Below are 26,867 nucleotides of genomic sequence, written 5' to 3'. Positions count from 1 at the left end.
GGTCGTCTGCGTGAAAGCGGCCGCACACAGGCGGCCGCATCGAATCGGGACATGGTGGCCTGCCGGCGCGCGCAGCGTCAAGCAAGCCCCTACGGCCCGCGCGTTCATTCGGGCTGCGGCGGCAGGTACTCCATCTGCGCTTCGTCGTACAGCCGGTAGATCAGCGCCTGCATCGCGCGGATGTCCTCCGATTCGTCGAGCATCCGCATGCTCATGATGATCGGCGACACGAGGTTCGGATCGTCGAGCGGCTTGTAGCTGATGTCGTCGCGCTTCAGCCCGTACACGCTGTGCGGCACGACCGACACGCCCTCACCCATCGCAACCAGGCCGAGCGCGATCTGCAGTTCGCGCGTCTCGTAGATCCTGCGCGGCTGCAACGCGCGATCGTGGAAGGCCGCGAGCACCTGGTCCGCATAGCTCGGGCGCGGCGCCTTCGGGAAGATGATCAGCGTGTCGTTGACGAGATCGTGCAGCGACAGCACGGGCTTCGCGCTGTCGAGCACATGGCCGACCGGCAGCGCGACGATCATCCGCTCCTCGCGCAGCACGACGCGCCGCACGCTCGGATCCTCGTGACGGATGCGCCCGAACCCGACGTCGATGCGTCCTTCCTTCAGCGCCTTGATCTGGTCCATCGTCGACATCTCGTGCAGGCTCAGTTCGACGGCCGGATATTCGCTGCGAAAGCGCCGGATGATCTTCGGCAGCATCCCGTACAGCGTCGAACCGACGAAGCCGACCGACATGCTGCGCTCGATCTTGCCGACCCGCTTCGTCATCGATTCGAGTTCGGTCGTCTGCGCAAGCAGCTGCACCGCATGCGAATAGAAGAAGCGCCCCGCGTCGGTCAGCTTCAGCGGCCGCGCGTTGCGCTCGAACAGCGGCACGCCGAGCGCCTCCTCGAGCTGCTGGATCTGCCGGCTCAGCGGCGGCTGTGCGATATGCAGCCGTTCCGCCGCCCGCGTGAAATTCCGCTCTTCGGCCACCGCGACGAAGTAGCGGAGGTGTCTCAACTCCATGTTCGATGCCTCCCGGACAGCGATCCAGCGCAAACCGCGGCCGGATGATGTCGTCACGATACCGCAGGCGGCGCACATCGCGCCGCGTAAAGCAAAACGGGAAGCCCGCGAGCTTCCCGTCGTTTCATCGCCGCCGCAACGCGGCGGCATCGCGACCGCGCGTCACCCCTCGGTCGCGTAGAGCGCGTCGCGCTGCTCATGGCTCAGCGAGTCGAGCGGCACGTCCGGCAGCTGGTAGCAGATCATCGTGCCGTACAGCTCGGCGAGGCAGTTGCTGCCGGCGTCCAGCGCGTAGCCGTCCTCGCCGTCCGGCGCCGGCGGGTACACTTCGCGCCACGCGTTGATCGCGGCTTCGATTCGCACGATGGAAACGGGTCCGGCCTTCCGCTCGGCGGGTGATGCGCTCATGGATTCCTCTGGGTTGCGCGCTCCGCGGGCCGTGCCGGCCCGGATGGAACGATGAAAACGCCGGACATGTCGCCGGCCGTCGCGCGCCGCGCACGCCGGATGCCGATCCGCGCTGCGCCTGTCGCGCCGGCCGGGCCGTGGCCCGGTAGGGTCGGGCAATATAACCGGCTTTGACCCCGTGCAGGCAAAAGCCGGGCAAAAAAAACGGGAAGCGCGCGGCTTCCCGTTGTTTCGTCGACCGTCGCGCGGCAGCCTGCCGCGCCCGCGTCAACCCGCGGTTTCGCGGTTCGCCACCGGCTGCCGCTGCGCGCCGCGGCTCGCGGCGATCCACGGTGCGATTTCCATGTCTTCGTAGCGCACGAAGCGGCTCTTCTTCAGGAACCGGAAGCCGAGCCACACCACGAGGAACAGCGGAATGCCGACATAGGTCGCGGCCACGCCGGCCCAGTCGATCCGGTTCGCGAGGAACGCCTGGTAGTCCTGGCCGAGCGCGATCACGAGGCACAGCACGAACGCGAACAGCGGTCCGAACGGGAACCACTTCGACTGGTACGGCAGCTGGTCGAGCGAATAACCCTGCTTCACGTAACCCTTGCGGAACCGGTAATGGCTGACCGCAATGCCGAGCCAGGCGATGAAGCCCGTCATCCCCGACGTGTTCAGCAGCCACAGGTAGACGGTCTTGTCGCCGTACAGCGACGTGAAGAAGCACAGCGCGCCGACCGCGGTGGTCGCGTACAGCGCATTGCGCGGCACGCCGCCCGACGACAGCTTCGCGAATATCTTCGGCGCGCGGCCTTCGGTCGCGAGGGTATAGAGCATCCGCGTGGACGCATACATGCCCGAGTTGCCGGCCGACAGCACGGCCGTCAGGATCACCGCGTTCATCACGCCGGCCGCGAACGCGAGGCCTGCGTGGCGGAACACGAGTGTGAACGGGCTCACGCCGATGTCGGTCACGTCCGTCTTCAGCAGGTTCGGGTCGGTGTAGGGAATCAGCACGCCGATCACGAAGATCGCGAACACGTAGAACAGCAGGATCCGCCAGAACACCTGACGCACCGCGCGCGGGATCGTCGTGCGCGGGTTTTCCGATTCGCCGGCCGCGACGCCGATCAGCTCGGTGCCCTGGAACGAGAAGCCCGCGATCATCGCGACGCCCATCAACGCCGGCAGGCCGCCCGCGAACGGCGCGTCGCCGATCGTCAGGTTGCCCCAGCCGTTGCTCGGCGCGCCCTTCAGAATGCCGAAGATCATCAGCAAGCCGACGCCGATGAACGCGACGACGGTGACGACCTTGATCAGCGCGAACCAGTATTCGGCTTCACCGAAACCGCGCACGGTGAGCGCATTGAGCAGGAACATCACGCCGAGGAAAGCCGCGCTCCACCACACGCCCGGCACGTCCGGAAACCAGTAATGCATCACGAGCTGCGCGGCGACGAGTTCCACCGCGATCGTCACGGCCCAGTTGTACCAGTAGTTCCAGCCGAGCGCGAAACCGAAGCCTTCGTCCACGTATTTCGCGCCGTAGGTCGCGAAAGAACCCGACACCGGCATGAACGCGGCCATCTCGCCTAAGCTCGTCATCAGGAAGTAGACCATCAGGCCGATCAGCATGTAAGCGACCATCGCGCCGCCGGGGCCGGCCTGCGAGATCGACGCGCCGGACGCGACGAACAGGCCCGTACCGATCGAGCCGCCGATGGCGATCATCGTCAGGTGGCGCGCCTTCAGCGCGCGATGAAGCTTGGGGGGGTTCGCGGACGAACCGGGTGGGTCGGAATTCGGAATTGCGGACATAAACGAGACGAACGTTGAGCGGGCCGGCATCCGTTGCCGGCGCATGCGGGATCGGAGCGCGGTGCGCGTCCTGCGATGCAATCGATGCGGCCCCGATACGCGTTGCGCGGCGGGCGCCTGCGGCGAAGCGCGGATTCTACCTGATTCGCCGCGGGGACAGCGCAGGTCGGCACGCCCGCCGCCGCGCGGGAGATTTCGCAGAATCAAGGAGTTGGCTGCATCGACACGGCCGCGACCGCATGCCGGTGCAAAAACCTTGGTTAATTCGGGGTTATTTGGTTTTCTCGTCGTGGCCGGTCAGCGCGCAATCCTGTCCCGATCCGCCAAATACTTCACCAATACGCAAAATCGACCGATCGGCGCACCATTAATCAGACAAAAAGACCGACACTGATAATTGATTCAAATCAAATCACCCGCGCGCAATGCAGTAATGATGCGTAACCGTTTCGAATCGCCGTATCCGCATGCATGTTTTGCATGCGCACGCGAAAGTCCGGAATTCGCGAGATAATGCGGGTTAATTCGAAATAATCAGCGCGCGGAACCGCCAACGACGCGAATATCCGCCGCCCGCCACGCCCGAGGATGAAGTCACTCCCGCTGCCCGCCACGCTGCGCCGCCATACCGCGTCGATCGTGGCACGCATTCTGTCGCCCCGCGGCGTGCTCGTTGCGGGCATCGTCCTGCTGATGTTCAGTTGGGGACTTTCCACGTCGCTATTAATCGAGGCACGGCGCGACGCGTATGACCATGCGGTCGAAAATGCGCGCAACCTGATGCTGCTGATCGAACGCGATATCGCACGCAATATCGAGCTCTACGATTTGTCGCTGCAAAACGTCGTCGACGGCGTGGCCGATCCGGAACTGATGACGTTGCCGCCGCGCCAGCGCCATCGGCTGCTGTTCGACCGCGCGGCGACCGGCGAGTATCTCGGTTCGATTTTCGTGATGGATCCGCACGGCAATATCGTGATCGATTCGAGCGCGTCGCCCGCGCGGCAGGGCAATTTCGCCGACCGCGACTATTTCGCCGTGCACCGCGACCGGCTCGCACCAGGCCTCTACATCAGCCGGCCGTACGCATCCCGGCTGCGCGGCGGCGCGCTGACGATCGCGCTGAGCCGCCGGATCAACCGGCCCGACGGCACGTTCGGCGGCATCGTCGTCGGTACGCTCAGCATCGACTACTTCCGCGCGCTGCTCGACGGCCTCGCGGTCGGCACGCACGGCAGCGCGGCGATCGTCGAAGACAACGGCACGCTCGTGTCGCGCCTGCCGTACGACACGCACGTGGTCGGCCTCGACCTGCACGACTCGCCGCTGTTCATCGATTCGCTGCGCAGCCGCCACGGCGAGCTGACCGGTGTCGGCGCGATCGACGGCGTCCGGCGCATCTATGTTTACAAGCATCTCGCCGGCCTGCCGCTGATCGTCGACGTCGCGCCCGCCGAGATCGACATCTACGCGTCGTGGCACCACCGCGCGTTCTGGACCATCGTGCTGATGGGCCTGTTCACCGGGTTCATCGCGTGGGGCTCGCTCGCGCTGTCGCGCGAGCTGAAGCGCCGGCAGATCGCCGAATCGAAGCTGTACCGGCTCGCGCACACCGATTCGCTGACGGGCCTCGACAACCGCGGCACGTTCGACACGGTGCTCGCGAAGGAGGCACAGCGGGCGTCGCGCAGCGGCCGCCCGCTGTCCGTGCTGTTCGTCGACGTCGACCACTTCAAGGCATTCAACGACTACTACGGCCACCCGGCCGGTGACGACGTGCTGCGCCGGGTCGCGCAATCCGCGTCACGCTGTCTGCGCCGCGACGGCGATCACGTCGCGCGCTACGGCGGCGAGGAATTCGTCGTCACGCTGCCCGACACCGACGCGCAAGGCGCGGCCACCGTCGCCGAAGGCATCCGGCGCGCCATCGCGGGGCTCGGCATCGAGCACGTGAAGAGCCCGTACGGCCGCGTCACGGCCAGCATCGGCACGGCAACCACGGCCGACGGCCGGATGAACGCCGCAACGCTGCTGCGGCGCGCCGACGAAGCGCTGTACCGCGCGAAGTCCGGCGGCCGCAACCGCGTACTGGACGCGCTGCCGACCACGGCCGACGCGTGACCTGACGTCACGTCGCGCGTCGGATTGTGCCGCCTGACTGCTTGCCTGCCTGTCTGCCCGCCTACCCGCCTACCCGTCTCCTGCCCGTCTGCCCGTCTGCCCGTCTGCCCGTCTGCCCGTCTGCCCGTCTGCCCGTCTGCCCGTCTGCCCGTCTGCCCGCCGGCCCGCCGGCTCGGCAGCTCGGCAGCTCGGCAGCTCGGCAGCTCGGCAGCTCGGCAGCTCGGCAGCTCAGCGTAGCGCCGTGGACAGCCCGCGCGCGTTCGGTTAGCGTGACGTCTGCTGCGCATGCGGCGCGGCGCCGGCCCGCGCAGGCCGCCGTGCGCGTTCCGGCCACCCCAGCTCCGTCATGACCACCCCGCTTCCTACCCGGCTGCCGCCCCTGCTGCGCAACGCGCTGCGCCCGCTGCTCGACCCGTACCGCCGCTACCGGCACGCGAAGCTGATCCATGCGGCGCGCGTCGCGCTTGCGATTCTCGTGTCGATCGCGCTGTCCACCGGCCTGCACGTGCCGCACGGCGAGTGGTCGACGATCACCGTGCTGATCGTCGTCGGCGGGCTGCAGCACCACGGCAACATCCGCAAGAAGGCGGCCGAGCGCGCGCTCGGCACGTCGATCGGCGCGCTCGCGGGGCTCGGGCTGATCCTGCTGTATTCCGTCGTGCATGCGCCCGTCGCGATCTACCTGCTGATGGCCGTCGCGTGCGGCTTCTGCGCGTATCACGCGATCGGCAAGGCCGGCTACATCGCGCTGCTGTCGGCGATCACGATGGTGATCGTCGCCGGGCACGGCGACAACGAGATCGTCGACGGCCTGTGGCGCGCGGTGAACGTGCTGGCCGGCATCGCGATCGCGCTGGCATTCTCGTTCGCGCTGCCGCTCTACGCGACCTACTCGTGGCGCTACAAGCTCGCCGACGCGCTGCGCGCGTGCGCGGCCGTGCATGCCCGGCTCGCGGGCGACCGCCACGTGAGCGACGACGCACACCTGAAGGAAATGGCCGCGCTGAGCGCGCTGCTCGTGCAGTTGCGCTCGCTGATGCCGTCGGTATCGAAGGAATGCGAGACGTCGATGACGCAACTCGAGGCGATCCAGCGCAGCCTGCGCCTGTGCATCGGCTACCTGGAGATCCTGTCGAGCGCGGTGCCGGCCCGCGACGACGTGGCGGCCCGCGAATACATGCGCGTCGAGATGAAGGCCGTGAACCGGCGCATCCGCGACACGCTGGTCGGCGCGAGCCGCGCGCTCAAGTTCGGCACGCCGAGCCGGCTCGCCCCGCGCCGCCGGCCCGTCGATCCGCCGCACGACGCGCCGCCGCCGCAGTTGTCCGGGTACGTGTCGATCACGGCCAAGCTGGCCGGCGAAGTCGATCAGTTGCGCGAGAAGCTGCTGGATACCGCACAGTCGTGGAATATCTGAGGCGCTGACGGATTCCGGGTTTCAATGGCCGTCTTTCATATTCCTTTCGGCGCAGCAAGCCGGCCGCCTGACGGCCGCCGCCCCGCCCGGCGGTCGATCCGGCCCCGCAAACCCGGCCCGCGACCGCACTCGTCCAGGCCCGTTTCGGCCGCGGTTTCGCGCCTTTCCGCATCGCTTTCTCCGCCTGGTTAACCGCTCGCCAGGCCCGCCCGACGGGCCGGACGACGATTCCGCACGAAAATCAGCCCTTGCCCCAACTTCCCGGACAGCCGATACTCGCATATTCCGCGAAATACGATCCCACCGGCTTCAATCCACGGTTATTCCTATGAGCACGATTCTCGAAAGCCTCCCGACCGGCCAGAAGGTCGGTATCGCCTTCTCCGGCGGCCTGGACACCAGCGCTGCGCTGCACTGGATGAAACTGAAGGGCGCCGTCCCGTACGCATACACGGCGAACCTCGGCCAGCCCGACGAAGACGATTACGACGCGATCCCGAAACGCGCGATCGAATACGGCGCAGCCGGCGCCCGCCTGATCGACTGCCGCGCGCAGCTCGTCGCCGAAGGCATCGCAGCGCTGCAAAGCGGCGCGTTCCACATCACGACGGCCGGCGTCACGTACTTCAACACGACGCCGATCGGCCGCGCCGTGACGGGCACGATGCTCGTCGCCGCGATGAAGGAAGACGGCGTCAACATCTGGGGCGACGGCAGTACGTACAAGGGCAACGACATCGAGCGCTTCTACCGCTACGGCCTGCTCGTGAACCCGGATCTGAAGATCTACAAGCCGTGGCTCGACCAGACGTTCATCGACGAGCTCGGCGGCCGTGCCGAAATGTCCGAATTCATGAACCAGGCGGGCTTCGCGTACAAGATGTCGGCCGAGAAGGCATATTCGACCGATTCGAACCTGCTCGGCGCGACGCACGAAGCGAAGGATCTGGAAAGCCTCGAAAGCGGCATCAAGATCGTGAACCCGATCATGGGCGTCGCGTTCTGGCGCGACGACGTGAAGATCGCCGCCGAAGAAGTGACGGTGCGCTTCGAAGCCGGCCAGCCGGTCGCGCTGAACGGCGTCGAGTTCACCGACCCGGTCGAGCTGCTGCTGGAAGCGAACCGCATCGGCGGCCGCCACGGCCTCGGCATGAGCGACCAGATCGAGAACCGCATCATCGAGGCGAAGAGCCGCGGCATCTACGAAGCCCCGGGCCTCGCGCTGCTGTACATCGCATACGAGCGTCTCGTCACCGGCATCCATAACGAAGACACGATCGAGCAGTACCGCGAGAACGGTCGCCGCCTCGGCCGCCTGCTGTACCAGGGCCGCTGGTTCGACCCGCAGGCGATCATGCTGCGCGAAACCGCGCAACGCTGGGTCGCACGCGCGATCACCGGCGAAGTGAAGATCGAACTGCGCCGCGGCAACGACTACTCGATCCTGAGCACGAAGTCGCCGAACCTCACGTACCAGCCGGAACGCCTGTCGATGGAGAAGGTTGCATCGACGTTCTCGCCGCGCGACCGGATCGGCCAGCTGACGATGCGCAACCTTGACATCACCGATACGCGCGACAAGCTGCGCGTGTACTCGCAAGTCGGGCTGCTGACGCCGGGTGAAACGTCGGCGCTGCCGCAGATCAAGGGCGACGACAAGTAAGTCGCTTGACGCCGCTCGCGGGCCGGTCGATTTCCGACACGCCCCGTGAGCGGCCGACTCGATCACCAATCAGACGCTCTGCCCCGGGTTCGCCTGCACCCGTTTGAACGGCAACGGCGCGAGAACGTCCCACGCCCGAGGGACTGCCTTCTCCAGATACCATCGCCAATACAATCGGCGACTTGCATCACCTCCCTTCTCCTCCCACACTGCACTGCCCGAAAGCGCCAGCGCCCCGTAATAACCGGCATCCCAATCGTCCGGGCACACGTTTTTTTCGTTTTCGCCGACCGCATCGAAATTCGTGTCGTACAAGATCGTATTGATCGCCGCGAAAACGGTCATGCCGGCATAAACCGGGACAAACGCCGCTTCGCCGTGTTCAAACAGATCGATGACCCGGGTGTGGTACGCGCCGTTGTCTCTTCCCAGACAGACCAGGTCATATTTTCCGGCCAGCGCGTCGGCGCCGTTCGCCAGAATGGTCCGTGCCGCCGTCAGCACGTTCGCGTACGGATTCAGCCAATCGATCGCCTCTTCGGCACACAGCATCGCCAGCCGCACGCGGCGCAAGTATCCGGCATCGCCATGTTCGGCAGACGACAACGTCTCGATCAACCGAAGTAGCTCCCTGCGCACGGCAGCCGGAAGCTCCCCGTCAGCCGTAATTGCCGACAGCGACACCGACAACGCATCTGCCAACTCTTGCGGAATATTCGTCATCTACGCAGATTCACAATAAGGAACATAGGGCGCACTTCACTTTCGGGGCACCCGGTTTGAACGGCACCCGTGCGAATTCCCGCACCCGGCCCACCCAGCGCGACACGCATCTTACTGACCAAACGCGCGCTGATCCATCGCCGTCACCGGTGCCGTTCGGCACTGCACCGCTGCGCCGGTCGTGGCAAGCTGCGAGTCGTTCGATTTCTTCGTTGGCTCATGACCACCCTGACCGTCATCCACCTGAACGGCCCGATCAACAGCGGCAAGACGACGATCGGCCTCGCACTCGCACGCGTGCTGCCCGATGCGCGCTTCATCGACGGCGACGATCACGATGCCCCTGAAGATGCGCCGTTCGACGTGCAGTGGGCGATCGCGCTCGAACGTCTCGTCACGCAGATCACGGACGCGCGCGAACGCCATCTGGTCATTGCCTATCCGATCGGCGAAGCGGAACACGAACGGCTGCGCGCCGCCTGCGACGCGCGTGATGCGCGGTTGTTCGTCGTCACGCTCGCGCCGCCCGAAGCAATCGCGGCGTCGAATCGCGGCGCGCGCGTGCTGACGGACTGGGAGCGCAACCGGATCGCCGAGATGTATCGCGAAGGCTATGCGTCGCGGCCGTTCAGCCAGATGGTGCTGGATACGTCCGGTGCGACGCCCGAAGCGTGTGCGGCACGCATCGGGCGCCAGCTCGCGGCGACGACGGCGTAGCGCCTGCGCGCACATCCCGGTGCCGATACGCGGATCGCGCGCGGCGCATCCCGGCATCAAACGGCCTAGACAACCCATTAAGGAAAACGTTTACTCCTTCTGATCTTCTTGATAGCATCGGCTCCGATCGGTTGACAAAACCATTCAGAAAGCCGATCGCAAGCATCATAAATTTCAACATTCCCGCTTTTTATTCCAGTTTCTCCAGCTGTATTCGAGCCATACCTGCTTTCTGTATTTTGGAGTGCTTTCTACCGGCAGCCGATCGCCCTCGCGGCAATCTCGCGCCCAAACAGGAAAACGTTATCCACAACGTGGCGCCCAGCCACGGACCATCAGAGAGAGACACCATGAAGAACAGGATCATCCCGTGCGTCGTCGCCGTTCTGTCCGTTGCGTTCCTTTCCGCCTGCGGCGGTGACGACCCGGCCAGCCCGGCCGCCGCTGCGCGCCAGCAGGCCACCGCGATGGCGCTCAGTCCGTCGAATCCGCCCGGCTCGAACTTCAACCTCGCGCCGTTCACACTGCAGTTGCCGACCGGCTCGTCCGGCAAGGTCGACACCGTGAGCGGCTCGTCGCTCGCAGGCGGCTACGTGAACCCGACGTATTTCTACACGGACGGCAGCGACGGCTCGATGGTGATGATGGATCCGACGCAGGGCTGGACCACGTCCGGCTCGCTGCATCCGCGCACGGAACTGCGCGAGAACGCGATCTGGCCAACCTCCGGCACCAACCGGCTGAATGCGACGGTGGCCGTCACGCAGGTGCCCGATCACACGACGATCGGCCAGATCTTCCAGGGCACCGGCCCGAGCAAGCCGCTGTGCGAACTGCAATTCACGTCCGGCGGCGTCGTACAGCTGCTGCTCGAAAGCACCAACCAGGGCGGCAAGTCGACGACCACGCCGATCACGACGGTCGGCGTCGGCAAGAAGTTCAGCTACGCGATGAGCCTGAGCGGTACGACGATCACCGTCACCGCGAACGGCACGACCAGGACCTTCACGATGGATTCGAGCTTCGACGGCGAAAGTTTCTACTTCAAGGCGGGCGACTACGACCAGACGGCCGTGTCCGGCACGCCGCTGACGACGCCCGGCACCGTCGTGAAATTCTATGCGCTGACGCTCACGCACAGCTGAAGGTGAACGCGCGTCACGACGCATGAAGCCGGGCGGGTACGCAACACGCACCCGCCCGGCTTCATGCACACATCCCGCGCTTACGAGTGATGCCGCACGCCCGGCACGACCGCTTCCCGCGCACGCTTGCGGCTCAGCATCAGCGTGACGACCGCCGACACCGCGAGCGTGCCGGCCACCACGTAGAGCCCTGCCGCATACCCGCCCGTCACATGCTTCAGCCAGCCGATCGCGAACGGCCCGACGAACCCGCCGAGATTGCCGATCGAGTTGATCATTGCAATGCCTGCCGCCGCACCCGCGCCGGACAGGAACGCGCTCGGCATCGCCCACAACGGCGCTTTCGCGGCACTGATCCCGATGTTGACGACGACCAGCGCAAGCACGGTCAGCAGCGCGGTGCTCGCCTGCCCCGCGAACACGAAACCGATGCATGCGAGCACGCACGGAATCACGACGTGCCACGTGCGCTCGCCGGTGCGATCCGAATGACGCGCCCACACGATCATCGCGACGACGGCGGCGATGCTCGGGATACCGGTCAGCAGGCCCGTCTGCAGCGCGGTGAAGCCGAACTGCTTGACCATCAGCGGCGCCCACAGGCCGAGCGTGTAGAGCCCCGCCGACGTGCCGAAGTAGATCAGCGCGAGCGCCAGCACGCGCGGATCGCGCAGCGCCTGCCACGCGCCGGCCGTGTGCCCGGCGTGCGTATGGCGCGCGTCCGCTTCGGCCTTGAGCTTCGCGATCAGCCAGTCGCGTTCGTCGGCGCGCAGCCACGCGGCCTTCGACGGCGAATCGGTCAGGCACTTCAGCACGACGAAGCCGAGTACGACCGCCGGCAGCGCTTCGACGACGTACAGCATCTGCCAGTCGGCGAGCCCGAACATCGGCGGCATCTGCATGATCGCGCCCGACAGCGGCGAGCCGATCGCGGTCGAGATGGGCGCGGCCGCCATGAACCACGCGGCGGCCACCGCGCGCTGCTTCGCGGGGAACCACAGGCTCAGGTACAGGATGATGCCGGGGAAGAATCCGGCTTCGGCCATGCCGAGCAGGAAGCGCAGCACGTAGAAGCTCGTCGGCCCCGCCGCGAAGGCGGACACGGCCGACACGATCCCCCACGTGATCATCACGCGCGCGATCCAGATGCGCGCGCCGACGCGGTGGAGGATCAGGTTGGACGGCACTTCGAACAGGAAGTAGCCGATGAAGAACAGGCCGCCGCCGAACCCGAACGCGGTCGGCGACAGGCCGATCGCCTTGTTCATCGTCATCGCGGCGAAGCCGACGTTGACGCGATCGAGAAAGCTGACGAAGTAAAGCAGCATCACGAACGGAATGATGCGCCACATCAGTTTCCGCGCGACACGGGTTTCCAGATCCGCTTGCATGTGTCTCCTCCTTCGAGGTCGAGCCGTGCTCTGTCTGTGAATGCTCGCCGGCACCGCGATGACGCGGGCGGCCGGCGCCCGGCTCGCGTCGGATGCGCGAGTCTCGGGCAGGAAAATCCGGGGCGATGAACGGGCGGCGCGCCGATTACCGCTTGACGCTTTCGCGCCGCCCGCCGCCCGCCGCCCGCCGCGTCGTCAGGCTGCGACCGCCGCGTGCGCAACGCGCTCGCAAACAGCCGCCGTCACCTGCGCGGTCGTCGCGCTGCCGCCGAGATCGCGCGTATGCAGCGACGGGTCGGCCGTCACGGCCTCGATCGCCTGCATCACGCGCGCGGCCGCGTCCGTTTCGCCGAGGTGCTCGAGCAGCATCACGACCGACCAGAACGTGCCGACCGGATTCGCGAGCCCCTTGCCCATGATGTCGAATGCGGAGCCGTGGATCGGCTCGAACATCGACGGATAGCGGCGCTCGGGATCGATGTTGCCGGTCGGCGCGATGCCGAGGCTGCCGGCCAGCGCGGCGGCGAGATCGCTGAGGATGTCCGCGTGCAGGTTGGTCGCGACGATCGTGTCGAGCGACGCCGGGCGGTTGACCATGCGCGCGGTCGCCGCATCGACGAGCTCCTTGTCCCACGTCACGTCGGGGAATTCCTGCGCGACCTGCTTCGCGATCTCGTCCCACATCACCATCGCGTGCCGCTGCGCGTTGCTCTTCGTGATCACGGTGAGCAGCTTGCGCGGACGCGACTGCGCGAGCCGGAACGCAAACCGCATGATCCGTTCGACGCCGGCGCGCGTGAGGATCGACACGTCGGTCGCGGCCTCGATCGGATGGCCCTGGTGCACGCGGCCGCCGACGCCCGCGTATTCGCCTTCGGAATTCTCGCGGACGATCACCCAGTTCAGATCGTCCGGCCCGCAGCGCTTCAGCGGCGCATCGATGCCCGGCAGGATGCGCGTCGGGCGCACGTTCGCGTACTGGTCGAAGCCCTGGCAGATCTTCAGGCGCAGCCCCCACAACGTCACGTGGTCGGGTACGTCGGGATCGCCCGCCGAGCCGAACAGGATCGCGTCCTTGCCGCGCAGCGCGTCGAGACCGTCGGCCGGCATCATCGCGCCGTGCTGGCGGTAGTAGTCGGCGCCCCAGTCGAAATCCTCGAACTCGAAGGCAAAGCGGTCGCTGCCGCGGGCCAGCGCTTCCAGCACCTGCTTGCCGGCCGGCACCACTTCCTTGCCGATGCCGTCGCCGGGAATCGTTGCGATACGGTAGGTCTTCATGCGGAGATCCTCGATTGATCGTGAGCGTGAATGCACTTTACCGAACCAGCAGTGTAGAAACCGGGGCTATACTCAAAGCATCTTTAACTTGAATTCATGAATCCCGCCATGGCGGATACCGTCCAGCCGGCCGATCTCGGCTTCTTCTCGACGCTGGCCGCGTCGGGCAGCCTGAGCGCGGCCGCGCGCGAACTCGGGCTGACCGCCGCGGCCGTCAGCAAGCGGCTCACGCAGATGGAGCGGCGCGCGGGCGTCACGCTCGTCAACCGCACGACGCGGCGGATGATGCTGACGCCCGAAGGCGACGTGTATCTCGACTACGCGCGCCGGATCCTCGACCAGATGGACGAACTCGGCGAGCTGCTCGGCAGCGCGAAGCAGCGGCCGAAAGGGCTGCTGCGCGTGAATGCGACGCTCGGGTTCGGGCGCAGCCATATCGGCCCCGCGATCTCGCGCTTCGTCGCGCGCTATCCGGAAGTGACGGTGCAATTGCAGCTGTCGGTGATGCCGCCGCCGCTCACCGACGACGCGTTCGACGTGTGCATCCGCTTCGGCGAGCCGCCGGATACGCGCGTCGTCGCGCGGCGGCTTGCGCCGAACCGCCGGCTGCTGTGCGCGGCGCCCGCGTATCTCGCGCGGCACGGCGTGCCCGGCACGCCGCACGACCTGGCGCGGCACAACTGCATCGGCATCCGGCAAGGCGACGAGGGTTACGGCGTCTGGCGCCTGACGAGCGGACGCGGCGCGGCGCGTCGCACGGAAGCCGTGCGGATCAACGGCAACCTGACAACGAACGACGGCGAGATCGCGGTGAAGTGGGCGCTCGACGGGCACGGGATCCTGATGCGTGCGGAATGGGACCTGCGCGACTATCTCGCCGACGGGCGTCTCGTCGTCGTGCTGCCCGATCACGAAACGCCGAGCGCCGATATCTATGCGGTGTATGCGCAGCGTCACCAGATGTCCACGCGGATTCGCGCGTTCGTCGATTTTCTGGCGGAAGAACTCGGGCGCCTGAAAGGCGCGTGACGCGGCGGCCGCCCTTTTGCGCCGGGCGTGAAAGGGCGGCTCAGTTCACCGCGGCCAGCGCAGCCTGTTCGAGCGCGCCGGCGGTCGTTTCGAACGCCGCGCGCGTACCGTCGCGCCCGGTCGCGCCGCTTTCCGGCGCGTGCGCAACGCGCGCATCCGGCGCCGGCCGCCACCCCACGGCCCCCGCTGCCACCCGCCCCTCGTGCTCGTGCACGGCCTGCACGAAACGCTCGGCGATCCAGTCGACGAACGCGCGCACGCCGGGCGACACATGCGGGCGCTTTACGTAGACAGCCGACACGGCGACCGCATCGGGTTGCCAGCACGGCAGCACTTCCTGCAGCCGTCCCGCATCGATCAGCGGCTGGGCGGCGACGCGCGTCGGCTGGATCAGCCCGAGGCCGTGCTCGCCGCACGCCAGATACGCCTGTTCGTCATCGACGCTGACGATGCTGTCGAGCCGGACCTTGCGCACGGCATCGTCCACAATGAAATCGAGTTCGGCCGCGCGCTGGCCGGTCACCAGCACGCCGCTGACCGCACGGTGTGCCGAGAGCGCGTCGAGCGTGCGCGGAACGCCGAAGCGGTCGAAATACGCGGGGCTCGCGCACGTCACGCGTTCGAGCGTGCCGAGCCGGCGCGCGACGAGCGACGAATCGGGCAGCGCGCCCAGCCGGATGCCGCAGTCGATCGCGTCGGCGTCGCGATCGCCCGCGCGCCCGGCCACGCCCAGCATCAGCACGAGATCGGGATGCCGCGCATGAAATGCGTCGAGCGCCGGCAGCACGATCGCGCCGGCCACCGACGCCGGCACCTCGACGCGCAGCGGCCCGCTCGGATGCCGCGCGGCACCGCGAATGCTGGCTTCGAGCTCGTCGACGTCCGCCGTGATGCTGACGCAGCGCCGGTAATACGCATCGCCTTCGGACGTCGTCCGCAGCGCGCGCGTCGTGCGCACCAGCAGCGGCGTACCGAGCGCCGCTTCGAGTTCCTGCACGGTCCGCGTTGCGGTGGCGCGCGAGATGCCGAGCGCCAGCGCCGCGCGTGTAAAGCTCTTCATTTCGACGATGCGCGTGAAGATGCGCATCGCGCGGATCGGATTGTCCACCGGTCACCCCTGCGTGATTGCGACATGCCGCGGCGCGCGCGTGCGCACCGTGCCTGCGTGTCGATGTCGACGAAAGCCGCGCGAACGGCGCGGCCGCCGGGTCAGGCGTTCGCCGCCGCGAGGCTGCGCGCGGGTTCGGCCAGCAGCCGTTGCGCGAGCGCCAGCGCGTCGTCGCGGCTCGCCGCCGCGTTCAGCGGGTAACCCCAGACCTTCTCGAACGTGCCCGAGAACGCATCAAGCGCCGCGCGCCGCGCCGCGTCGGGCTCGATCGCGATCATCGCGGGAATCCATTCGCGCGACTGCGCGCGATTGGCCTTGCTCCACTTCGCGAGCTGCTTGCGCATCTCGTGATCGTTGTCGGCGCGATCGTCGCCGGACGGCGCATCGTCGGTCAGAAGAACGAAGCGTTCGCGGCGCGCCAGCAACGCGTCGAGTTCGGCAATCAGGCGAGCGGGATCGGTATGGGTCGCGCCGCTGTAACGCAGCCAGACGAACGGGAACTCAGTCGTGGTGATTTGCATGTCGGCCTCCAGATGAGAATGGTTCTCATTTTATGGATCGACACTCCATGCGTCATTTCTCATCCCGGCCAACTGCTTTCTCAATCCGGCCAACCGTGCACGGGCGGGCCCGGCCGCTCAGCGTTGCCGATCGGTCAGGAATTGCGTCGGCGGCTTGCCGGTCGCCTTGCGGAACATCGTGACGAAGCTGCTCGCGCTCTCGTAACCGAGGTCGATCGCGATCTGGTGCACGCGGCGGCCGGTCGTCAGCATCCGCAGCGACAGCGCGACGTGCAGCCGCCGGCGCCAGTCGCCGAGGCTCATCCCGAGTTCCTTCGTCGCGAGCCGTGTGAGGCTGCGCTCGCTGATGCCCGCGCGCCGTGCGAGTTCGGGCAGCGGCGACTTGTCGGCCGGATCGTCGAGCAGATGATCGATCAGCTTGCGCAGCCGGCGGTCGGCCGGCATCGGCAGGTATAGATCCTCGACCGGCGCCGCGACGAGTTCGTCTAGCAGCGTCGCCACCAGCCGCCCTTGCGGCCCGTCGACGTCGTACAGGTTCGGGAAGCTCGCCGCCTTCAGCAGCAGTTCGCGCAGCAGCGGCGACATGGCCAGCGTGCAGCAGTGCCTCGGCAGGTCGAGCGCCGCATCGGGTTCGACCAGCACCGCGTAGAAAGTCGCGCCGGCCGAGCCGCGCGCCGCATGCGGCACGTCGCCCGGAATCCAGACCGTACATTGCGGCGGCGCGCTCCATACGCCGCCGTCGATCTCGCAATAGATGACGCCGCTCAGCGTGTAGAGCAACTGCGCCTGGCGATGACTGTGCCGCTCCAGCCGCCATTCGGGCTCGACGACCGAGCCGCCGAACACGACGAGCGGACGCGGCACGTGATAGACGTCGGCGTCCGCGGCGGGATCGGTAGTCGGTGGAAGCTCGCGCATGGAACGACAGGAGGTGGAAAAGGACGGACACCGGCACCGCGCGTCCTTTCGTGCTTATACCAGAAAGGCAGCGGCGCAGCCGGGCCGTTCGACGGGGCGTCTGCGGCCGCGCGCCGAACCGAATACAATGCCCCGATCCCCTACCGCTGCGCCACCCCGCCGGAGCCGCCATGTTCGACCTGACCACGCTGACCACCTTCACGGCCGTCGTTCTGGGCCTGTTCCTGATCCCCGGCCCCGCCGTGCTGCTCGTGCTGAGCCGCACCGTGCAGGGCGGGCGCAAGACCGGCATCCTCACCGGCCTCGGCGTCGCGAGCGGCGACTTCGTGCACACGCTGTTCGCGGCCGTCGGGCTGTCCGCGCTGCTGATGACGTCGGCGCTCGCGTTCAACGTCGTGAAGCTGGTCGGCGCCGCGTACCTGATCTATCTCGGCGTGCGCGCGCTGCTGGAGAAGGCGTCCGATCCGTCGCTGCCGCAAGTGTCGCCCGTCACGCCGCTCAAGGCCTACCTGCAGGCCATTCCCGCCGAAGTGCTGAATCCGAAGACCGCGCTGTTCTTCCTCGCGTTCATGCCGCAGTTCGTGCATCCGGAGCGCGGCTCGACGTTCGTGCAGTTCGCGGTGCTCGGGCTGATCTTCGTCGTGCTCAGCTCGCTCTACACGACGCTGATCGCGTGCTCGATCCGCCCGCTCGGCCGCATCGTGAAGCGGCTCACGTGGCTCACGCGCTGGCAGGGCAAGATCATCGGCTCGATCTTCATTGCGCTCGGGCTGCGCGTGGCCGTGCAGCAGCGCTGATACCCGCGGCCGCATGACGCCCGACGGCGAAACCCTCTACACCGATCCGCGCCTCGTCGCGCTCTACGACCTGTTCAACGCGGGTGATCGGGACTTCGCGTTCTATGCCGCCGTGATCGGCGCCGCTCCGCAACGCATCCTCGATCTCGGCTGCGGCACCGGCACGTTCGCGCGCCGGCTCGCGGCGGCCGGCCACGACGTCGTCGCGATCGATCCGGCACCGGCGATGATCGACTACGCACGACGCCAGCCGGGCGCCGGCGCCGTGCGCTGGCTCGCAGCCGGACTCGGCAGCCTGCCGCCCGGCGCGCCGTTCGATACGGTCGTGATGACCGGGCATGCGTTCCAGTGCCTGCTGACCGACGACGACATCGACGCGACGCTGCATGGCGTGCGACGCGTGCTCGTCGACGGCGGCCGCTTCCTGTTCGACACCCGCAATCCGCGCGTCGAGCCGTGGCGTGCGTGGACGCCCGCGCATTCGGCACGCAGTGTCGAATCGCGCGACGTCGGCAGCGTGGTTCTCCATCACGCGGTGCGCGCGATCGACAACGCGATCGTGACGTTCGACACGTGCTACCGCTTCGGCCGCGACGATACGCTGCTGACGAACACGAGCCGGCTGCGCTTCATCGCGCAACCCGAACTGCGGGTACGCGTGGCCGCAGCCGGTTTCGCATCGGCCGACTGGTGCGGCGACTGGCAGCATGCCCCGTTCGACGAAGCGACCAGCGCGGAGATCATCGCGATCTGCCGCGCCTGAGTTGCGCGGGCGTCGGCTGCGTCAGCCCGCGACAGGCAGCGTATCCACCGCATACGTATGCCGGATCGTGCGGCCCAGCACCGGATCTTCCAGCTCGACCTCGAACCGCTCGGCCGGCCGAATGCCGCCGATCGCGGCCAGCGTCCCGCACAGCATCGCCGTGCCATCCTCGAAGCGGCCATCGTGGCGCGCAAACTGCGCGAGCAGATCGTCCGGCGTGCGCATCGCCGTCACCTTGCCTTCCTGATACAACACGCGCTCGCCGTCGATCGTCGCATATGCGCGCAGCACGAGCTGATCCCAGTGGCCGGCCACGTCGTCGAACTTCCACAACGTGTTCGCGCACGGCTTCCCGCACATCTGCTTCGATACGGTGATCCCGTACGTCTCGACCTCGCGGTCGGTATGGTCGGACGCGATGCCGACGAAGGTTTCGCCGCCGTCGCGCACCAGCACGAATTCGGCTTCGCCGCTGCTCTGCCCGCCCGAGACCTGGATCGCAGGCGACGGATCGAGGCGATCGGCCGCGACACGGTAGAACACCGGTGTCGTCGCCGGGCGCTTGACGCCGAGCGCTTCGAGTTCGCGGATATGCTTCTCCATGGCGACCGTGTCACGGCCGGTCCAGCCCGCGATCACGAGCGTGTCGATCGCGATCGCGCGCTCGGTGCGGCCGTCGCGACCGTCGATCGCGAACGTGATGGTTTTCATCGAATGCTCCTGGTGGCGGGCAGCGCACGCGCGACGTGCCGCCGCCCGCCGTGTGTCATTGACCGGCCGGCTTACGCCGGATCGTAGTAGTGGATCTCGAGCAGCACGCAGCCGCCGTTCGACTTGAACGGGCCGTGCCATGCGCCGGGCGGCCGCACCGCGTATGTGTAGCCCTTGAACGGCGTGCCGCCGTTGCCGTGCTCGTCGTTGCCGACGGTCAGGTCGCCTTCGACGAGAAAGACTTCTTCCCAGTAGTCGTGCACGAACGGCTTCTTCGTATGCAGTCCGGCCGGCAGGCGCAGCAGGCGCGTGCGGCTGCCGCGCTTGCGCTCGGTGTCGAGCGCACCGGACAGGATCAGTTCCTGCGCGCCGGATGCCGGGTCATAGCCTTCCGGCAGCCGCCAGTCGCGCTGCATGTCCAGCGTATGGAATTCGTCGTGAAGCTTGTTGATGGCCATCTGTCTCTCCTGAATGCGATAGCGGGTGAAATCGGGCGCGACGGGACGCGTCAGGCAGCGCGCGGCGTCGACAGTTCCTGGCTCAGCGAGTAGCTGCCGAGCATCGAATCGACGAGATGCGACGCGCGCTGCCAGTCGTACGTGCGGTACGCATGGCCCTTGGTGACGAACGATGCGCCGGCGTAGAACAGTTCGTACTGGTTGTGGCGCGACGCGAATTCGGAGCCGACGGCGTCCCATGCGAGCTTGAAGAACTTCACGCGATCCTCCGACGAGCACACCGGCGACTTCTGCGTCTTCTCGATGATGCGCAGCAGGTCGGGGTTCTCGAAATCGCGCACGCTGGACGGCAGCATGATCATGCCGCCACCGGCAAGCTCGCGCAGCGTGTTGAGCACCTTCGAATACAGCTGCTGCGTGACGACCTGCGAGCCGTACAGCATGTTGCGGTCGGGCACGTAGAAGCCGTTGACGACGGTGCCCTTCGCCTCCATCCCGTAGACCCACGCCTCGACCATCGACGCTTCGGCCGCGAGCTGCCCCAGCGTCTCGCGCACCTGCGGGAACGTGTTCGTGCCGTTGACCTCGGAGATCTTCAGGCCGAGCCCGACGAGGAAGCGCAGCTTCGTCATCAGTCGTACCTGGCATTGATAGTTCTGGTACACGTGTGCAGGCGTCGCATGGAACTGCTTCGCGCACATCGCCGTATTGCCCGCGACGAAGATCCGCTCCCACGGCACCTTCACGTCGTCGAAATACAGCACCGCATCGTTCTCGTCGAAGCGGCTCGACAGCGGGTTGTCGAACACCGACGTCGCGTTTTCCTCGTACGACTTGCGCGACATGATCTTCATGCCCTTCGCGTTCATCGGCACCGCGAACGACAGCGCGTACATCTCGTCGCCTTCGCGCAGCGGCTGGATGCAGCTGCAGAACACCTCGTTCGCCATGATCCCGCTCGTCGCGAGCATCTTCGCGCCGCGCACCGTGATGCCTTCGGCATCCTGATCGACGATGCCGACCGCGAGGTACTTGTCTTCCTGTTCGTGCGCCGGCTTCGACTGGTTCGCCTGCGGATTCACGATCACGTAGGTCAGGAACAGGTCGTTGTCCCGCGCATAGCGGTAGTAATCGCGCAGCGCACCCGCACGCGCCGGGTCGTATTGCTCGAACACCTCGACGCCCATGACCATGCCCGACAGGCATGACGCGACGTGATCGGGCGAGCGGCCCATGAAGCCGTAATGCAACTCCGACCACGCTTCCAGCGCGGCACGGCGTTCGACGAGTTCGTCATAGGACGTCGGCAGTTGCCAGATCCGGCTGACGCGGTTGCCCGTGTCGGGCGACACGAACGTCATCTTCTCGACGTTCTCGTCGCGTGCCTGGTAGTCGTACAGGCTTGCGTAGCTGCGGATCGAATTGCGGAATGCCGCGTGCGCGGTCACATCGCCGACCGGCTGGCCGTTCAGGTAGACCTGCCGCCCGTCGCGCAACGACGCGATGTGCTGAGTCCCGTTCTTGATCATGATGTCCTCCTGGGTGGAATGAATCGTGGGTCGCGTTCACACGGACGGCGCATGCGCGCCGTCGAGCGTGCGATAGCGGCCGCCGAAGAAGATCAGCGGGCGCCCTTCCGAGCGCACGCGGTGCCGCGTCACGCGGCCGACGAAGATCACGTGGTCGCCGCCGTCGTATTGCGCATAGGGCGCGCATTCGAAGGTCGCGAGCGCATCGGGCAGCAGCACCGCGCCGTCGTCGTCCGCCGCGCCGGCGCGCCAGCCCCATTTGTCGCCGTTCGTCTTCGCGAAGCAGTTCGACAGGTGCTGCTGCGTCTCGTCGAGCACGTTGACCGCGTAACCGTCCGCACCGGCCAGATCGCCGAGGCTCAGGCTGCGGCGGTCGACCGAGAACAGGATCAGCGGCGGGTTCAGCGACACCGAATTGAACGACGCGACCGTGATGCCGACCGGCACCCTCTCTTTGCGCGGTGCGGTAATCACCGCGACGCCCGTCGCGAACATCGACAGCGCGGTGCGAAAGCACCGCTGCTCGTCGGCGCCCGCGCCGGTTCCGGCATGGTTCTCGCTCATCTCTTCCTCCTTGGGTTGCATCGCCGGATTCCGCTGCGGAATCCAGCCCAACAAAGCACCGTCATTTAGCTTTGTTATTTAGCTTTTATTAAATGTAAACACAAAGACGGATTCAAGTTGTCGTAAACCCTGACCTTAAAAGCTTTATTTGAAAGACAACCCTACTGGCGTGATGGATGTTGCGTGGCGCCCGCGAATGTCCACGTACACTGCGCCAACCGTATTCCCCGGCTTTCGCGACCCGCGAGAGACACAGCTTTCCGGAGCCTTTTCGATGCAATCCCGTCCGATCTACATGGACTACAGCGCGACGACGCCCGTCGATCCGCGCGTGGTCGACAAGATGGTGCCGTTCCTGCACGAGCAGTTCGGCAACCCGGCTTCGCGCAGCCACAGCTATGGCTGGGACGCCGAGCAAGCCGTCGAGGAAGCGCGCGCGCACGTTGCCGCGCTGCTCGGCGCCGACCCGCGCGAAATCGTGTGGACGTCCGGCGCGACCGAAGGCAACAACCTGGCGATCAAGGGCGCCGCGCACTTCTACCAGGGCCGTGGCAAACACCTCGTCACGGTGAAGACGGAGCACAAGGCCGTGCTCGATACGTGCCGCGAACTCGAGCGCCAGGGTTTCGACGTCACGTACCTCGACGTGCGGGAGGACGGCCTGGTCGATCTCGATGCGTTGCAGCAGGCGCTGCGCGCCGACACGATCCTGGTATCGGTGATGCTCGCGAACAACGAAACGGGCGTGATCCAGCCGGTGGCCGACATCGGCGCGCTGTGCCGCGCGCGCGGCATCGTGTTCCACTGCGACGCCGTGCAGGCGGCCGGCAAGATTCCGGTGGACGTGAATGCGCTGAATGTCGACCTGCTGACGGTGACCGCGCACAAGGTGTATGGCCCGAAGGGGATCGGCGCGCTGTACGTACGCCGCAAGCCGCGCGTGCGCATCGAAGCGCAGATGCACGGCGGCGGCCACGAGCGCGGCATGCGTTCGGGCACCCTGCCGACGCATCAGATCGTCGGCATGGGCGAAGCGTTTCGGCTTGCGAAGGAAGAGATGGGGGAAGAAAGCCGCCGCGTCGGTGCATTGCGCGACCGGCTGCTCGCCGGCCTGTCGACGCTCGACGAGGTGTACGTGAACGGCGATCTGGCGCACCGGATTCCGCACAACCTGAACGTCAGCTTCAACTTCGTCGAAGGCGAATCGCTGATCATGGGGATCAAGGGCGTCGCGGTGTCGTCAGGTTCCGCGTGTACGTCGGCGTCGCTGGAGCCGTCGTACGTGCTGCGTGCGCTCGGCCGCAGCGACGAACTCGCACACAGCTCGATCCGCTTCACGCTCGGCCGCTTCACGACCGAAGCCGAAGTGGACAGCGTGATTGCTCAGGTGTGCGACACCGTCGGCAAGCTGCGCGCGCTGAGCCCGCTGTGGGACATGCATCTGGAAGGGGTCGATCTCGATACGATCGAGTGGGCCGCGCACTGAGCGAGCGTGCGCCGCGACGTCGCGCCGGCCTGCGGCCGGCGTGCGTCAGCCTTTTTCCTGGCGTGCGATCATGTGCGCGAGGTCGAGCGTCGCGCGATCTCCGTTGGTGACAAGGCGGTCGATCACCGAGCACAGCACCTTGAATTCGGTCTTGGTCACGCCCTCGAACAGCACGTTGTTGATACGCTGCTGGGTCGGCGCCAGCGCCTTCAGCAGCTTCGTACCGGCCGGCGTGACCGTGAGCCGCATCTTGCGCTTGTCGTCCGGGTCCGCGCGCTTGTCGATCAGGCCGAGCTTCTTGAGCTTGCCGGTCTCGATCGTCACGAACGCGCCGCTCAGGTGCAGGTGGTCCGCCAGGCGGTTGACGGTCACGACGTCGTCGTGGGACAGGTGCGCGACCGATACGAGCAGCGAATACTGGATGCCGGTGAGCCCGGCAATCGAGCCGAAGCCGTCGCGCACCGACAGCAGGCGGGCCGCGAACGGCAGCAGCCCGTTGATCAGGTGGCGGAATTCCGTGTCCGTGCCGTCGATCAGGCAGGCCGGGTGGGTAATGGTCAGAACGGACTCCTCTTGCTGCTTGGCCATGACGTCGACGCTCCGTGCAGTCATGCGAATTTAGCTTTGAAACGAAATTATACGGCAAAGGCACATGCGCTCCCGGCCGGGCCGCCGCGGACTGCGGCGGCCATTGCTCCGCCGAACTGTAATCGCGTGTAATCGATTCGCGTGCCCATTACGCCTACGCTGCCAGCACCCCTTCACCCGATTCGGATTCTTCCAGGAAGAAGACTATCGACCTGAAAGGGACGCTGGCGCCGCAGGCGCCCTCACTTGGCACATCATTTCTCTTCGGAGCGAATCATGGGACACCGCGAAATTCTGGCCGGCGCACCGGCGACCATCGAGATCGTCACGCTGTTCGACGTCGAGCTGATTCTGCACGACTTCAAACCCGTGGGTAACAAGACGCCTCAGACCGCCATCTGGCTCCCTCACGGGCCCGCCTCGGTGAAGTATGCGTACATGGTTGCACCCGAGGAGTATGTGAAGCCTTCGACGAATGCGACGCCGGACATCTCGATCTACGGCTTGAGCGGCGACACGGTTCGCTGGCGCGGCCTCTCGTTCAGCGGGAACGTCAATCACGCGGGAGCGCTGGTTGCGGTCGAGCCGAACGGCGCCTCCAAAGTCCTCAAGTTCCAGGGCCCGCCGAACGATGTTCCGGGATCCTATCTTGCGTACAACATCGACAAGAAGGAACCCTACGATCTCAAGAATTTCCTGGACAACCGCGTCAGCGCTTCCGTTGTCGGTTACGGTACCGATCAATACATCGTGACCTTCTACGCAATGGAGGTCGACCGCAGGACCGGGGAGATCGATTATGCAAAATCCGGATACTACAAGTGGGATCCGGAAGTGACCTGCCTCGCCTGAAGCGATCTCCGACCGACGCGGGGGCGATGATGCCTCACCAATCGCCCCCGCGGATGAAGCAGCCCCTTTTTTAGCGAGAAGGTCCCCTGCGGCCAGCCGCCCTGACCGGCGGCTGGCCGCAGGCCGCTCGTGCCGGCCGCTCCGACGGCTTGCGAAGTAACGCCGCTAACGCCCGCCGGCCGACGGAACACCCCGGTCGAGCACCTGCCTCACCGCCTCCCAATCCAGCCCGAACCGCGCAAGATACTTGCGCAGGCGGTCCGCATCGTTCGGTTGCCGCTTGCTCTGCCGCGACACCGCAAACAGCGTGCGCCCGGCCTCCGACAGGCTCGCCGATGTGCGGCACACGTCGAGCACGCGTTCGAGCTGCACACAGTCGAACAGGTCGAGTTCCGCCGCACGCGTACCGAACACCGCGTCGACGCACGGTTCCGACCCGCCCGCGCCGCCCGGCGGCGACCACGTGCGCGTCAGCCGCTCGACCTCCTGCTCGGCGAGTTCCTCGGTAATCCGCCCCGCATCGGCCAGCGTCGCCATCCGCGTGACCGAGGCCGACAGTTCGCGGAAGTTGCCGGCCCACACCGCGCGCGGTGACGCCGCGAACGCGAGATAGCGCCGCTTCGCCTCCACGTTGAATCGCACCTGCTCGCCCTGCTCGCGGCCAAAGCGGTCGAGTTCGAATTCGAGGTTCGGCTCGATGTCCTCGCGGCGCTCGGCCAGCCCTGGCAATTCGTAGGTCCAGAGATTGATCCGCGCATAGAGATCCTCGCGGAACGTGCCGGCCGCCACCATCTGCCGCAGGTCGCGGTGCGTACCTGCAATCAGCTCGAAATCGCTGGTCGCCTCGACGTCCGCGCCGACCGGCAGGAAGCGTTTCTCCTCGATCGCCTTCAGCAGCATGGCCTGCTCGTCGAGCCCGAGCTCGCCGATTTCGTCGAGAAACAGCAGCCCGCCTTCCGCGGCGCGCAGCAGCCCCGCGCGTGCCGACTGCGCGCCCGTGAACGCGCCTTTCACGTGACCGAACAGCGTCGACATCGCCGCGTCGCCGCGCAGCGTCGCGCAATTGATCTCGATGAACGGCCCCGCGAGCCGATGGCGGCCGCGCTTCAGCTCGTACACGCGTTTCGCGAGAAACGACTTGCCGGCGCCCGTCGGCCCGACCAGCAGCATCGGCGCGCGCGAACGCACGGCCACGCGCTCCAGCTGTTCGATCAGCGCATTGAAGCGCGCGTTGCGTGTCGCGATGCCGGCCTTCAGGAACGACACCGTTTCATCGCGCTCGCGCGTGAAACGCTGCGCGATCCGGTTGTAGCGCGACAGGTCGAGATCGATCACCGATATCGTGCCCGGCCCGCTCGGCCCTTCGTCGGTGCGCTGCGGCGGCCCCGTCTGCACGAGGCGCGCGGGCAGGTAGCGCGCTTCCGCCAGCAGGAACCAGCAGATCTGCGCGACGTGCGTGCCGGTCGTGATGTGGATCAGGTAGTCCTCGTGCTCGAGGTCGAACGGATACGCGCGCGCGAAGTCGTGCAGCGTCGCGTAGACCTTCTCGAAATCCCATGGATCGTGGAGCGTGACGGGCGTAAGCCGCACGTCGGTATGCGGCGACAACTGCGCGAGATCGTCCCGCACGTGACTGGCGAGACGCACGTACTCCTGCGGATACAGCAGTTCGAGCCGGTCGATCGGCAGGTCGGGATGCTCGCACAGCGAAATCGTCGGCCGCCATTTCGGGTAGCGGCGCGCGGTGCGGTCGCCCTGATCGAGCACGGTGCCGAGGAAACCGATGGCAACGGTCTTTCGCATGCTTATCTCATGGGATAAAAAACGATCAGATTGTATCGGAAATTCATCATGA

General features: G+C 66.5%; 27 protein-coding genes. 11 read left to right on the top strand and 16 right to left on the bottom strand.

What is annotated here, in order from left to right; all coding sequences use genetic code 11:
* Positions 1-104: 104 nt before the first annotated feature.
* Positions 105-1,022 carry a LysR family transcriptional regulator gene (locus OHZ10_RS22610; protein ID WP_059237452.1) on the bottom strand — a complete coding sequence of 306 codons (918 nt, stop codon included), beginning with the start codon at positions 1,020-1,022 and terminating at the stop codon, positions 105-107.
* On the opposite strand from OHZ10_RS22610, the gene OHZ10_RS22605 reads away from it, so the two are divergent.
* Positions 1,021-1,203: a hypothetical protein gene (locus tag OHZ10_RS22605; RefSeq protein WP_342705824.1), complete on the top strand. Its 183-nt coding sequence runs from the start codon at positions 1,021-1,023 to the stop codon at positions 1,201-1,203. The genes OHZ10_RS22610 and OHZ10_RS22605 overlap by 2 nt on opposite strands.
* Here the strand turns inward: OHZ10_RS22605 and OHZ10_RS22600 are convergent.
* From OHZ10_RS22600 to OHZ10_RS22590, 3 genes are all read right to left on the bottom strand, one after another.
* The gene (locus OHZ10_RS22600; RefSeq protein ID WP_006482527.1) at positions 1,185-1,430 is read right to left on the bottom strand and encodes a DUF3717 domain-containing protein; all 246 of its coding nucleotides are present in this window, start codon (positions 1,428-1,430) and stop codon (positions 1,185-1,187) included. The genes OHZ10_RS22605 and OHZ10_RS22600 overlap by 19 nt on opposite strands.
* A 267-nt stretch (positions 1,431-1,697) precedes the next feature.
* Positions 1,698-3,233, bottom strand: coding sequence for an amino acid permease (locus tag OHZ10_RS22595; RefSeq protein WP_059237453.1), 1,536 nt, complete (start codon positions 3,231-3,233; stop codon positions 1,698-1,700).
* 407 nt (positions 3,234-3,640) lie between these two features.
* Positions 3,641-3,883 carry a hypothetical protein gene (locus OHZ10_RS22590; protein ID WP_174993056.1) on the bottom strand — a complete coding sequence of 81 codons (243 nt, stop codon included), beginning with the start codon at positions 3,881-3,883 and terminating at the stop codon, positions 3,641-3,643.
* Between OHZ10_RS22590 and OHZ10_RS22585 the strand changes: the two genes are divergently transcribed.
* The 3 genes from OHZ10_RS22585 (at position 3,822) to argG (ending at position 8,434) form a co-directional block, all read left to right on the top strand.
* Entirely contained in the window at positions 3,822-5,354 is a 1,533-nt protein-coding gene (locus tag OHZ10_RS22585) for a sensor domain-containing diguanylate cyclase (RefSeq protein WP_174993068.1), read from the top strand. The two genes, OHZ10_RS22590 and OHZ10_RS22585, sit on opposite strands and share 62 nt — an antisense overlap.
* A gap of 346 nt (positions 5,355-5,700) precedes the next feature.
* Positions 5,701-6,771, top strand: a complete 1,071-nt coding sequence (locus OHZ10_RS22580) for an FUSC family protein (protein ID WP_256086671.1) — start codon at positions 5,701-5,703, stop codon at positions 6,769-6,771.
* A gap of 328 nt (positions 6,772-7,099) precedes the next feature.
* Positions 7,100-8,434 (top strand): argininosuccinate synthase, encoded by a 1,335-nt coding sequence (gene argG, locus OHZ10_RS22575; protein WP_031399031.1) that lies wholly within the window; start codon positions 7,100-7,102, stop codon positions 8,432-8,434.
* Positions 8,435-8,503: 69 nt separating this feature from the next.
* Here the strand turns inward: argG and OHZ10_RS22570 are convergent, their stop codons facing one another.
* The gene (locus OHZ10_RS22570) at positions 8,504-9,157 is read right to left on the bottom strand and encodes an Imm5 family immunity protein (RefSeq protein ID WP_342705823.1); all 654 of its coding nucleotides are present in this window, start codon (positions 9,155-9,157) and stop codon (positions 8,504-8,506) included.
* 219 nt (positions 9,158-9,376) lie between these two features.
* Between OHZ10_RS22570 and OHZ10_RS22565 the strand changes: the two genes are divergently transcribed.
* Both OHZ10_RS22565 and OHZ10_RS22560 read left to right on the top strand, forming a co-directional pair.
* Positions 9,377-9,874, top strand: coding sequence for a shikimate kinase (locus OHZ10_RS22565; protein WP_256086673.1), 498 nt, complete (start codon positions 9,377-9,379; stop codon positions 9,872-9,874).
* Positions 9,875-10,224: 350 nt separating this feature from the next.
* On the top strand, positions 10,225-11,019 hold the full coding sequence (locus tag OHZ10_RS22560; RefSeq protein WP_059237458.1) for a polysaccharide lyase family 7 protein: 795 nt from the start codon (positions 10,225-10,227) through the stop codon (positions 11,017-11,019).
* An 80-nt stretch (positions 11,020-11,099) separates the two neighbouring features.
* Here OHZ10_RS22560 and OHZ10_RS22555 read toward each other — a convergent pair whose 3' ends face one another.
* On the bottom strand, positions 11,100-12,410 hold the full coding sequence (locus tag OHZ10_RS22555; RefSeq protein WP_059237459.1) for an MFS transporter: 1,311 nt from the start codon (positions 12,408-12,410) through the stop codon (positions 11,100-11,102).
* Positions 12,411-12,605: 195 nt separating this feature from the next.
* Positions 12,606-13,688: a tartrate dehydrogenase gene (locus OHZ10_RS22550; RefSeq protein ID WP_174993064.1), complete on the bottom strand. Its 1,083-nt coding sequence runs from the start codon at positions 13,686-13,688 to the stop codon at positions 12,606-12,608.
* Between the two features lie 108 nt (positions 13,689-13,796).
* On the opposite strand from OHZ10_RS22550, the gene OHZ10_RS22545 reads away from it, so the two are divergent.
* Entirely contained in the window at positions 13,797-14,717 is a 921-nt protein-coding gene (locus OHZ10_RS22545) for a LysR substrate-binding domain-containing protein (protein ID WP_059237461.1), read from the top strand.
* Between the two features lie 40 nt (positions 14,718-14,757).
* Here OHZ10_RS22545 and OHZ10_RS22540 read toward each other — a convergent pair whose 3' ends face one another.
* From OHZ10_RS22540 to OHZ10_RS22530, 3 genes are all read right to left on the bottom strand, one after another.
* Positions 14,758-15,825 (bottom strand): LysR family transcriptional regulator, encoded by a 1,068-nt coding sequence (locus OHZ10_RS22540; protein ID WP_342705822.1) that lies wholly within the window; start codon positions 15,823-15,825, stop codon positions 14,758-14,760.
* A gap of 101 nt (positions 15,826-15,926) precedes the next feature.
* A complete protein-coding gene (locus tag OHZ10_RS22535; RefSeq protein WP_059237462.1) occupies positions 15,927-16,346 on the bottom strand; it encodes a hypothetical protein in 420 nt (139 codons plus the stop codon).
* Positions 16,347-16,463: 117 nt separating this feature from the next.
* Positions 16,464-17,264, bottom strand: coding sequence for an AraC family transcriptional regulator (locus OHZ10_RS22530; protein ID WP_059237463.1), 801 nt, complete (start codon positions 17,262-17,264; stop codon positions 16,464-16,466).
* A gap of 170 nt (positions 17,265-17,434) precedes the next feature.
* Between OHZ10_RS22530 and OHZ10_RS22525 the strand changes: the two genes are divergently transcribed.
* Together OHZ10_RS22525 and OHZ10_RS22520 are read left to right on the top strand one after the other, a co-directional pair.
* Positions 17,435-18,061 carry a LysE family translocator gene (locus OHZ10_RS22525; RefSeq protein ID WP_059237464.1) on the top strand — a complete coding sequence of 209 codons (627 nt, stop codon included), beginning with the start codon at positions 17,435-17,437 and terminating at the stop codon, positions 18,059-18,061.
* Positions 18,062-18,074: 13 nt separating this feature from the next.
* A complete protein-coding gene (locus OHZ10_RS22520) occupies positions 18,075-18,824 on the top strand; it encodes a class I SAM-dependent methyltransferase (protein WP_174993062.1) in 750 nt (249 codons plus the stop codon).
* A gap of 21 nt (positions 18,825-18,845) precedes the next feature.
* Here the strand turns inward: OHZ10_RS22520 and OHZ10_RS22515 are convergent, their stop codons facing one another.
* From OHZ10_RS22515 to OHZ10_RS22500, 4 genes are all read right to left on the bottom strand, one after another.
* Positions 18,846-19,535 (bottom strand): DUF2848 domain-containing protein, encoded by a 690-nt coding sequence (locus OHZ10_RS22515; RefSeq protein ID WP_059237466.1) that lies wholly within the window; start codon positions 19,533-19,535, stop codon positions 18,846-18,848.
* Between the two features lie 71 nt (positions 19,536-19,606).
* Positions 19,607-19,993: a hypothetical protein gene (locus OHZ10_RS22510; RefSeq protein WP_011356002.1), complete on the bottom strand. Its 387-nt coding sequence runs from the start codon at positions 19,991-19,993 to the stop codon at positions 19,607-19,609.
* A 50-nt stretch (positions 19,994-20,043) separates the two neighbouring features.
* Positions 20,044-21,522: a 4-hydroxyphenylacetate 3-hydroxylase family protein gene (locus OHZ10_RS22505; protein WP_059237467.1), complete on the bottom strand. Its 1,479-nt coding sequence runs from the start codon at positions 21,520-21,522 to the stop codon at positions 20,044-20,046.
* Between the two features lie 36 nt (positions 21,523-21,558).
* Positions 21,559-22,086, bottom strand: coding sequence for a flavin reductase family protein (locus OHZ10_RS22500; RefSeq protein ID WP_059240788.1), 528 nt, complete (start codon positions 22,084-22,086; stop codon positions 21,559-21,561).
* A gap of 274 nt (positions 22,087-22,360) precedes the next feature.
* Between OHZ10_RS22500 and OHZ10_RS22495 the strand changes: the two genes are divergently transcribed.
* Positions 22,361-23,572, top strand: a complete 1,212-nt coding sequence (locus OHZ10_RS22495; RefSeq protein WP_174993061.1) for an IscS subfamily cysteine desulfurase — start codon at positions 22,361-22,363, stop codon at positions 23,570-23,572.
* Positions 23,573-23,617: 45 nt separating this feature from the next.
* On the opposite strand, the gene OHZ10_RS22490 is transcribed toward OHZ10_RS22495, so the two are convergent.
* The gene (locus tag OHZ10_RS22490) at positions 23,618-24,160 is read right to left on the bottom strand and encodes a MarR family winged helix-turn-helix transcriptional regulator (RefSeq protein ID WP_059240789.1); all 543 of its coding nucleotides are present in this window, start codon (positions 24,158-24,160) and stop codon (positions 23,618-23,620) included.
* 276 nt (positions 24,161-24,436) lie between these two features.
* Here OHZ10_RS22490 and OHZ10_RS22485 point away from each other — a divergent pair, with 276 nt between their 5' ends.
* The gene (locus tag OHZ10_RS22485; RefSeq protein ID WP_059237469.1) at positions 24,437-25,012 is read left to right on the top strand and encodes an AidA/PixA family protein; all 576 of its coding nucleotides are present in this window, start codon (positions 24,437-24,439) and stop codon (positions 25,010-25,012) included.
* 165 nt (positions 25,013-25,177) lie between these two features.
* Here the strand turns inward: OHZ10_RS22485 and rtcR are convergent, their stop codons facing one another.
* Complete coding sequence (gene rtcR, locus OHZ10_RS22480; RefSeq protein ID WP_342705821.1) at positions 25,178-26,815, bottom strand: RNA repair transcriptional activator RtcR; 1,638 nt, start codon at positions 26,813-26,815, stop codon at positions 25,178-25,180.
* Between the last annotated feature and the right edge of the window lie 52 nt (positions 26,816-26,867).

This window comes from Burkholderia arboris (assembly GCF_038723655.1).
In the GTDB taxonomy this organism is placed as follows: domain Bacteria; phylum Pseudomonadota; class Gammaproteobacteria; order Burkholderiales; family Burkholderiaceae; genus Burkholderia; species Burkholderia arboris.
Note: the sequence above shows the minus strand (reverse complement) of the source record. Positions and strands in the feature narration are given on the sequence as shown.

What these genes read in the sequence shown, in the direction of transcription:
- OHZ10_RS22605 (WP_342705824.1), top strand. Translation starts at nt 1,021, where the DNA reads ATGTTCGATGCCTCCCGGACAGCGATCCAGCGCAAACCGCGGCCGGAT.
- OHZ10_RS22610 (WP_059237452.1), bottom strand. Translation starts at nt 1,022, where the DNA reads ATGGAGTTGAGACACCTCCGCTACTTCGTCGCGGTGGCCGAAGAGCGG.
- OHZ10_RS22600 (WP_006482527.1), bottom strand. Translation starts at nt 1,430, where the DNA reads ATGAGCGCATCACCCGCCGAGCGGAAGGCCGGACCCGTTTCCATCGTG.
- OHZ10_RS22595 (WP_059237453.1), bottom strand. Translation starts at nt 3,233, where the DNA reads ATGTCCGCAATTCCGAATTCCGACCCACCCGGTTCGTCCGCGAACCCC.
- OHZ10_RS22585 (WP_174993068.1), top strand. Translation starts at nt 3,822, where the DNA reads ATGAAGTCACTCCCGCTGCCCGCCACGCTGCGCCGCCATACCGCGTCG.
- OHZ10_RS22590 (WP_174993056.1), bottom strand. Translation starts at nt 3,883, where the DNA reads ATGCGTGCCACGATCGACGCGGTATGGCGGCGCAGCGTGGCGGGCAGC.
- OHZ10_RS22580 (WP_256086671.1), top strand. Translation starts at nt 5,701, where the DNA reads ATGACCACCCCGCTTCCTACCCGGCTGCCGCCCCTGCTGCGCAACGCG.
- argG (WP_031399031.1), top strand. Translation starts at nt 7,100, where the DNA reads ATGAGCACGATTCTCGAAAGCCTCCCGACCGGCCAGAAGGTCGGTATC.
- OHZ10_RS22570 (WP_342705823.1), bottom strand. Translation starts at nt 9,157, where the DNA reads ATGACGAATATTCCGCAAGAGTTGGCAGATGCGTTGTCGGTGTCGCTG.
- OHZ10_RS22565 (WP_256086673.1), top strand. Translation starts at nt 9,377, where the DNA reads ATGACCACCCTGACCGTCATCCACCTGAACGGCCCGATCAACAGCGGC.
- OHZ10_RS22560 (WP_059237458.1), top strand. Translation starts at nt 10,225, where the DNA reads ATGAAGAACAGGATCATCCCGTGCGTCGTCGCCGTTCTGTCCGTTGCG.
- OHZ10_RS22555 (WP_059237459.1), bottom strand. Translation starts at nt 12,410, where the DNA reads ATGCAAGCGGATCTGGAAACCCGTGTCGCGCGGAAACTGATGTGGCGC.
- OHZ10_RS22550 (WP_174993064.1), bottom strand. Translation starts at nt 13,688, where the DNA reads ATGAAGACCTACCGTATCGCAACGATTCCCGGCGACGGCATCGGCAAG.
- OHZ10_RS22545 (WP_059237461.1), top strand. Translation starts at nt 13,797, where the DNA reads ATGGCGGATACCGTCCAGCCGGCCGATCTCGGCTTCTTCTCGACGCTG.
- OHZ10_RS22535 (WP_059237462.1), bottom strand. Translation starts at nt 16,346, where the DNA reads ATGCAAATCACCACGACTGAGTTCCCGTTCGTCTGGCTGCGTTACAGC.
- OHZ10_RS22530 (WP_059237463.1), bottom strand. Translation starts at nt 17,264, where the DNA reads ATGCGCGAGCTTCCACCGACTACCGATCCCGCCGCGGACGCCGACGTC.
- OHZ10_RS22525 (WP_059237464.1), top strand. Translation starts at nt 17,435, where the DNA reads ATGTTCGACCTGACCACGCTGACCACCTTCACGGCCGTCGTTCTGGGC.
- OHZ10_RS22520 (WP_174993062.1), top strand. Translation starts at nt 18,075, where the DNA reads ATGACGCCCGACGGCGAAACCCTCTACACCGATCCGCGCCTCGTCGCG.
- OHZ10_RS22515 (WP_059237466.1), bottom strand. Translation starts at nt 19,535, where the DNA reads ATGAAAACCATCACGTTCGCGATCGACGGTCGCGACGGCCGCACCGAG.
- OHZ10_RS22510 (WP_011356002.1), bottom strand. Translation starts at nt 19,993, where the DNA reads ATGGCCATCAACAAGCTTCACGACGAATTCCATACGCTGGACATGCAG.
- OHZ10_RS22505 (WP_059237467.1), bottom strand. Translation starts at nt 21,522, where the DNA reads ATGATCAAGAACGGGACTCAGCACATCGCGTCGTTGCGCGACGGGCGG.
- OHZ10_RS22500 (WP_059240788.1), bottom strand. Translation starts at nt 22,086, where the DNA reads ATGAGCGAGAACCATGCCGGAACCGGCGCGGGCGCCGACGAGCAGCGG.
- OHZ10_RS22495 (WP_174993061.1), top strand. Translation starts at nt 22,361, where the DNA reads ATGCAATCCCGTCCGATCTACATGGACTACAGCGCGACGACGCCCGTC.
- OHZ10_RS22490 (WP_059240789.1), bottom strand. Translation starts at nt 24,160, where the DNA reads ATGGCCAAGCAGCAAGAGGAGTCCGTTCTGACCATTACCCACCCGGCC.
- OHZ10_RS22485 (WP_059237469.1), top strand. Translation starts at nt 24,437, where the DNA reads ATGGGACACCGCGAAATTCTGGCCGGCGCACCGGCGACCATCGAGATC.
- rtcR (WP_342705821.1), bottom strand. Translation starts at nt 26,815, where the DNA reads ATGCGAAAGACCGTTGCCATCGGTTTCCTCGGCACCGTGCTCGATCAG.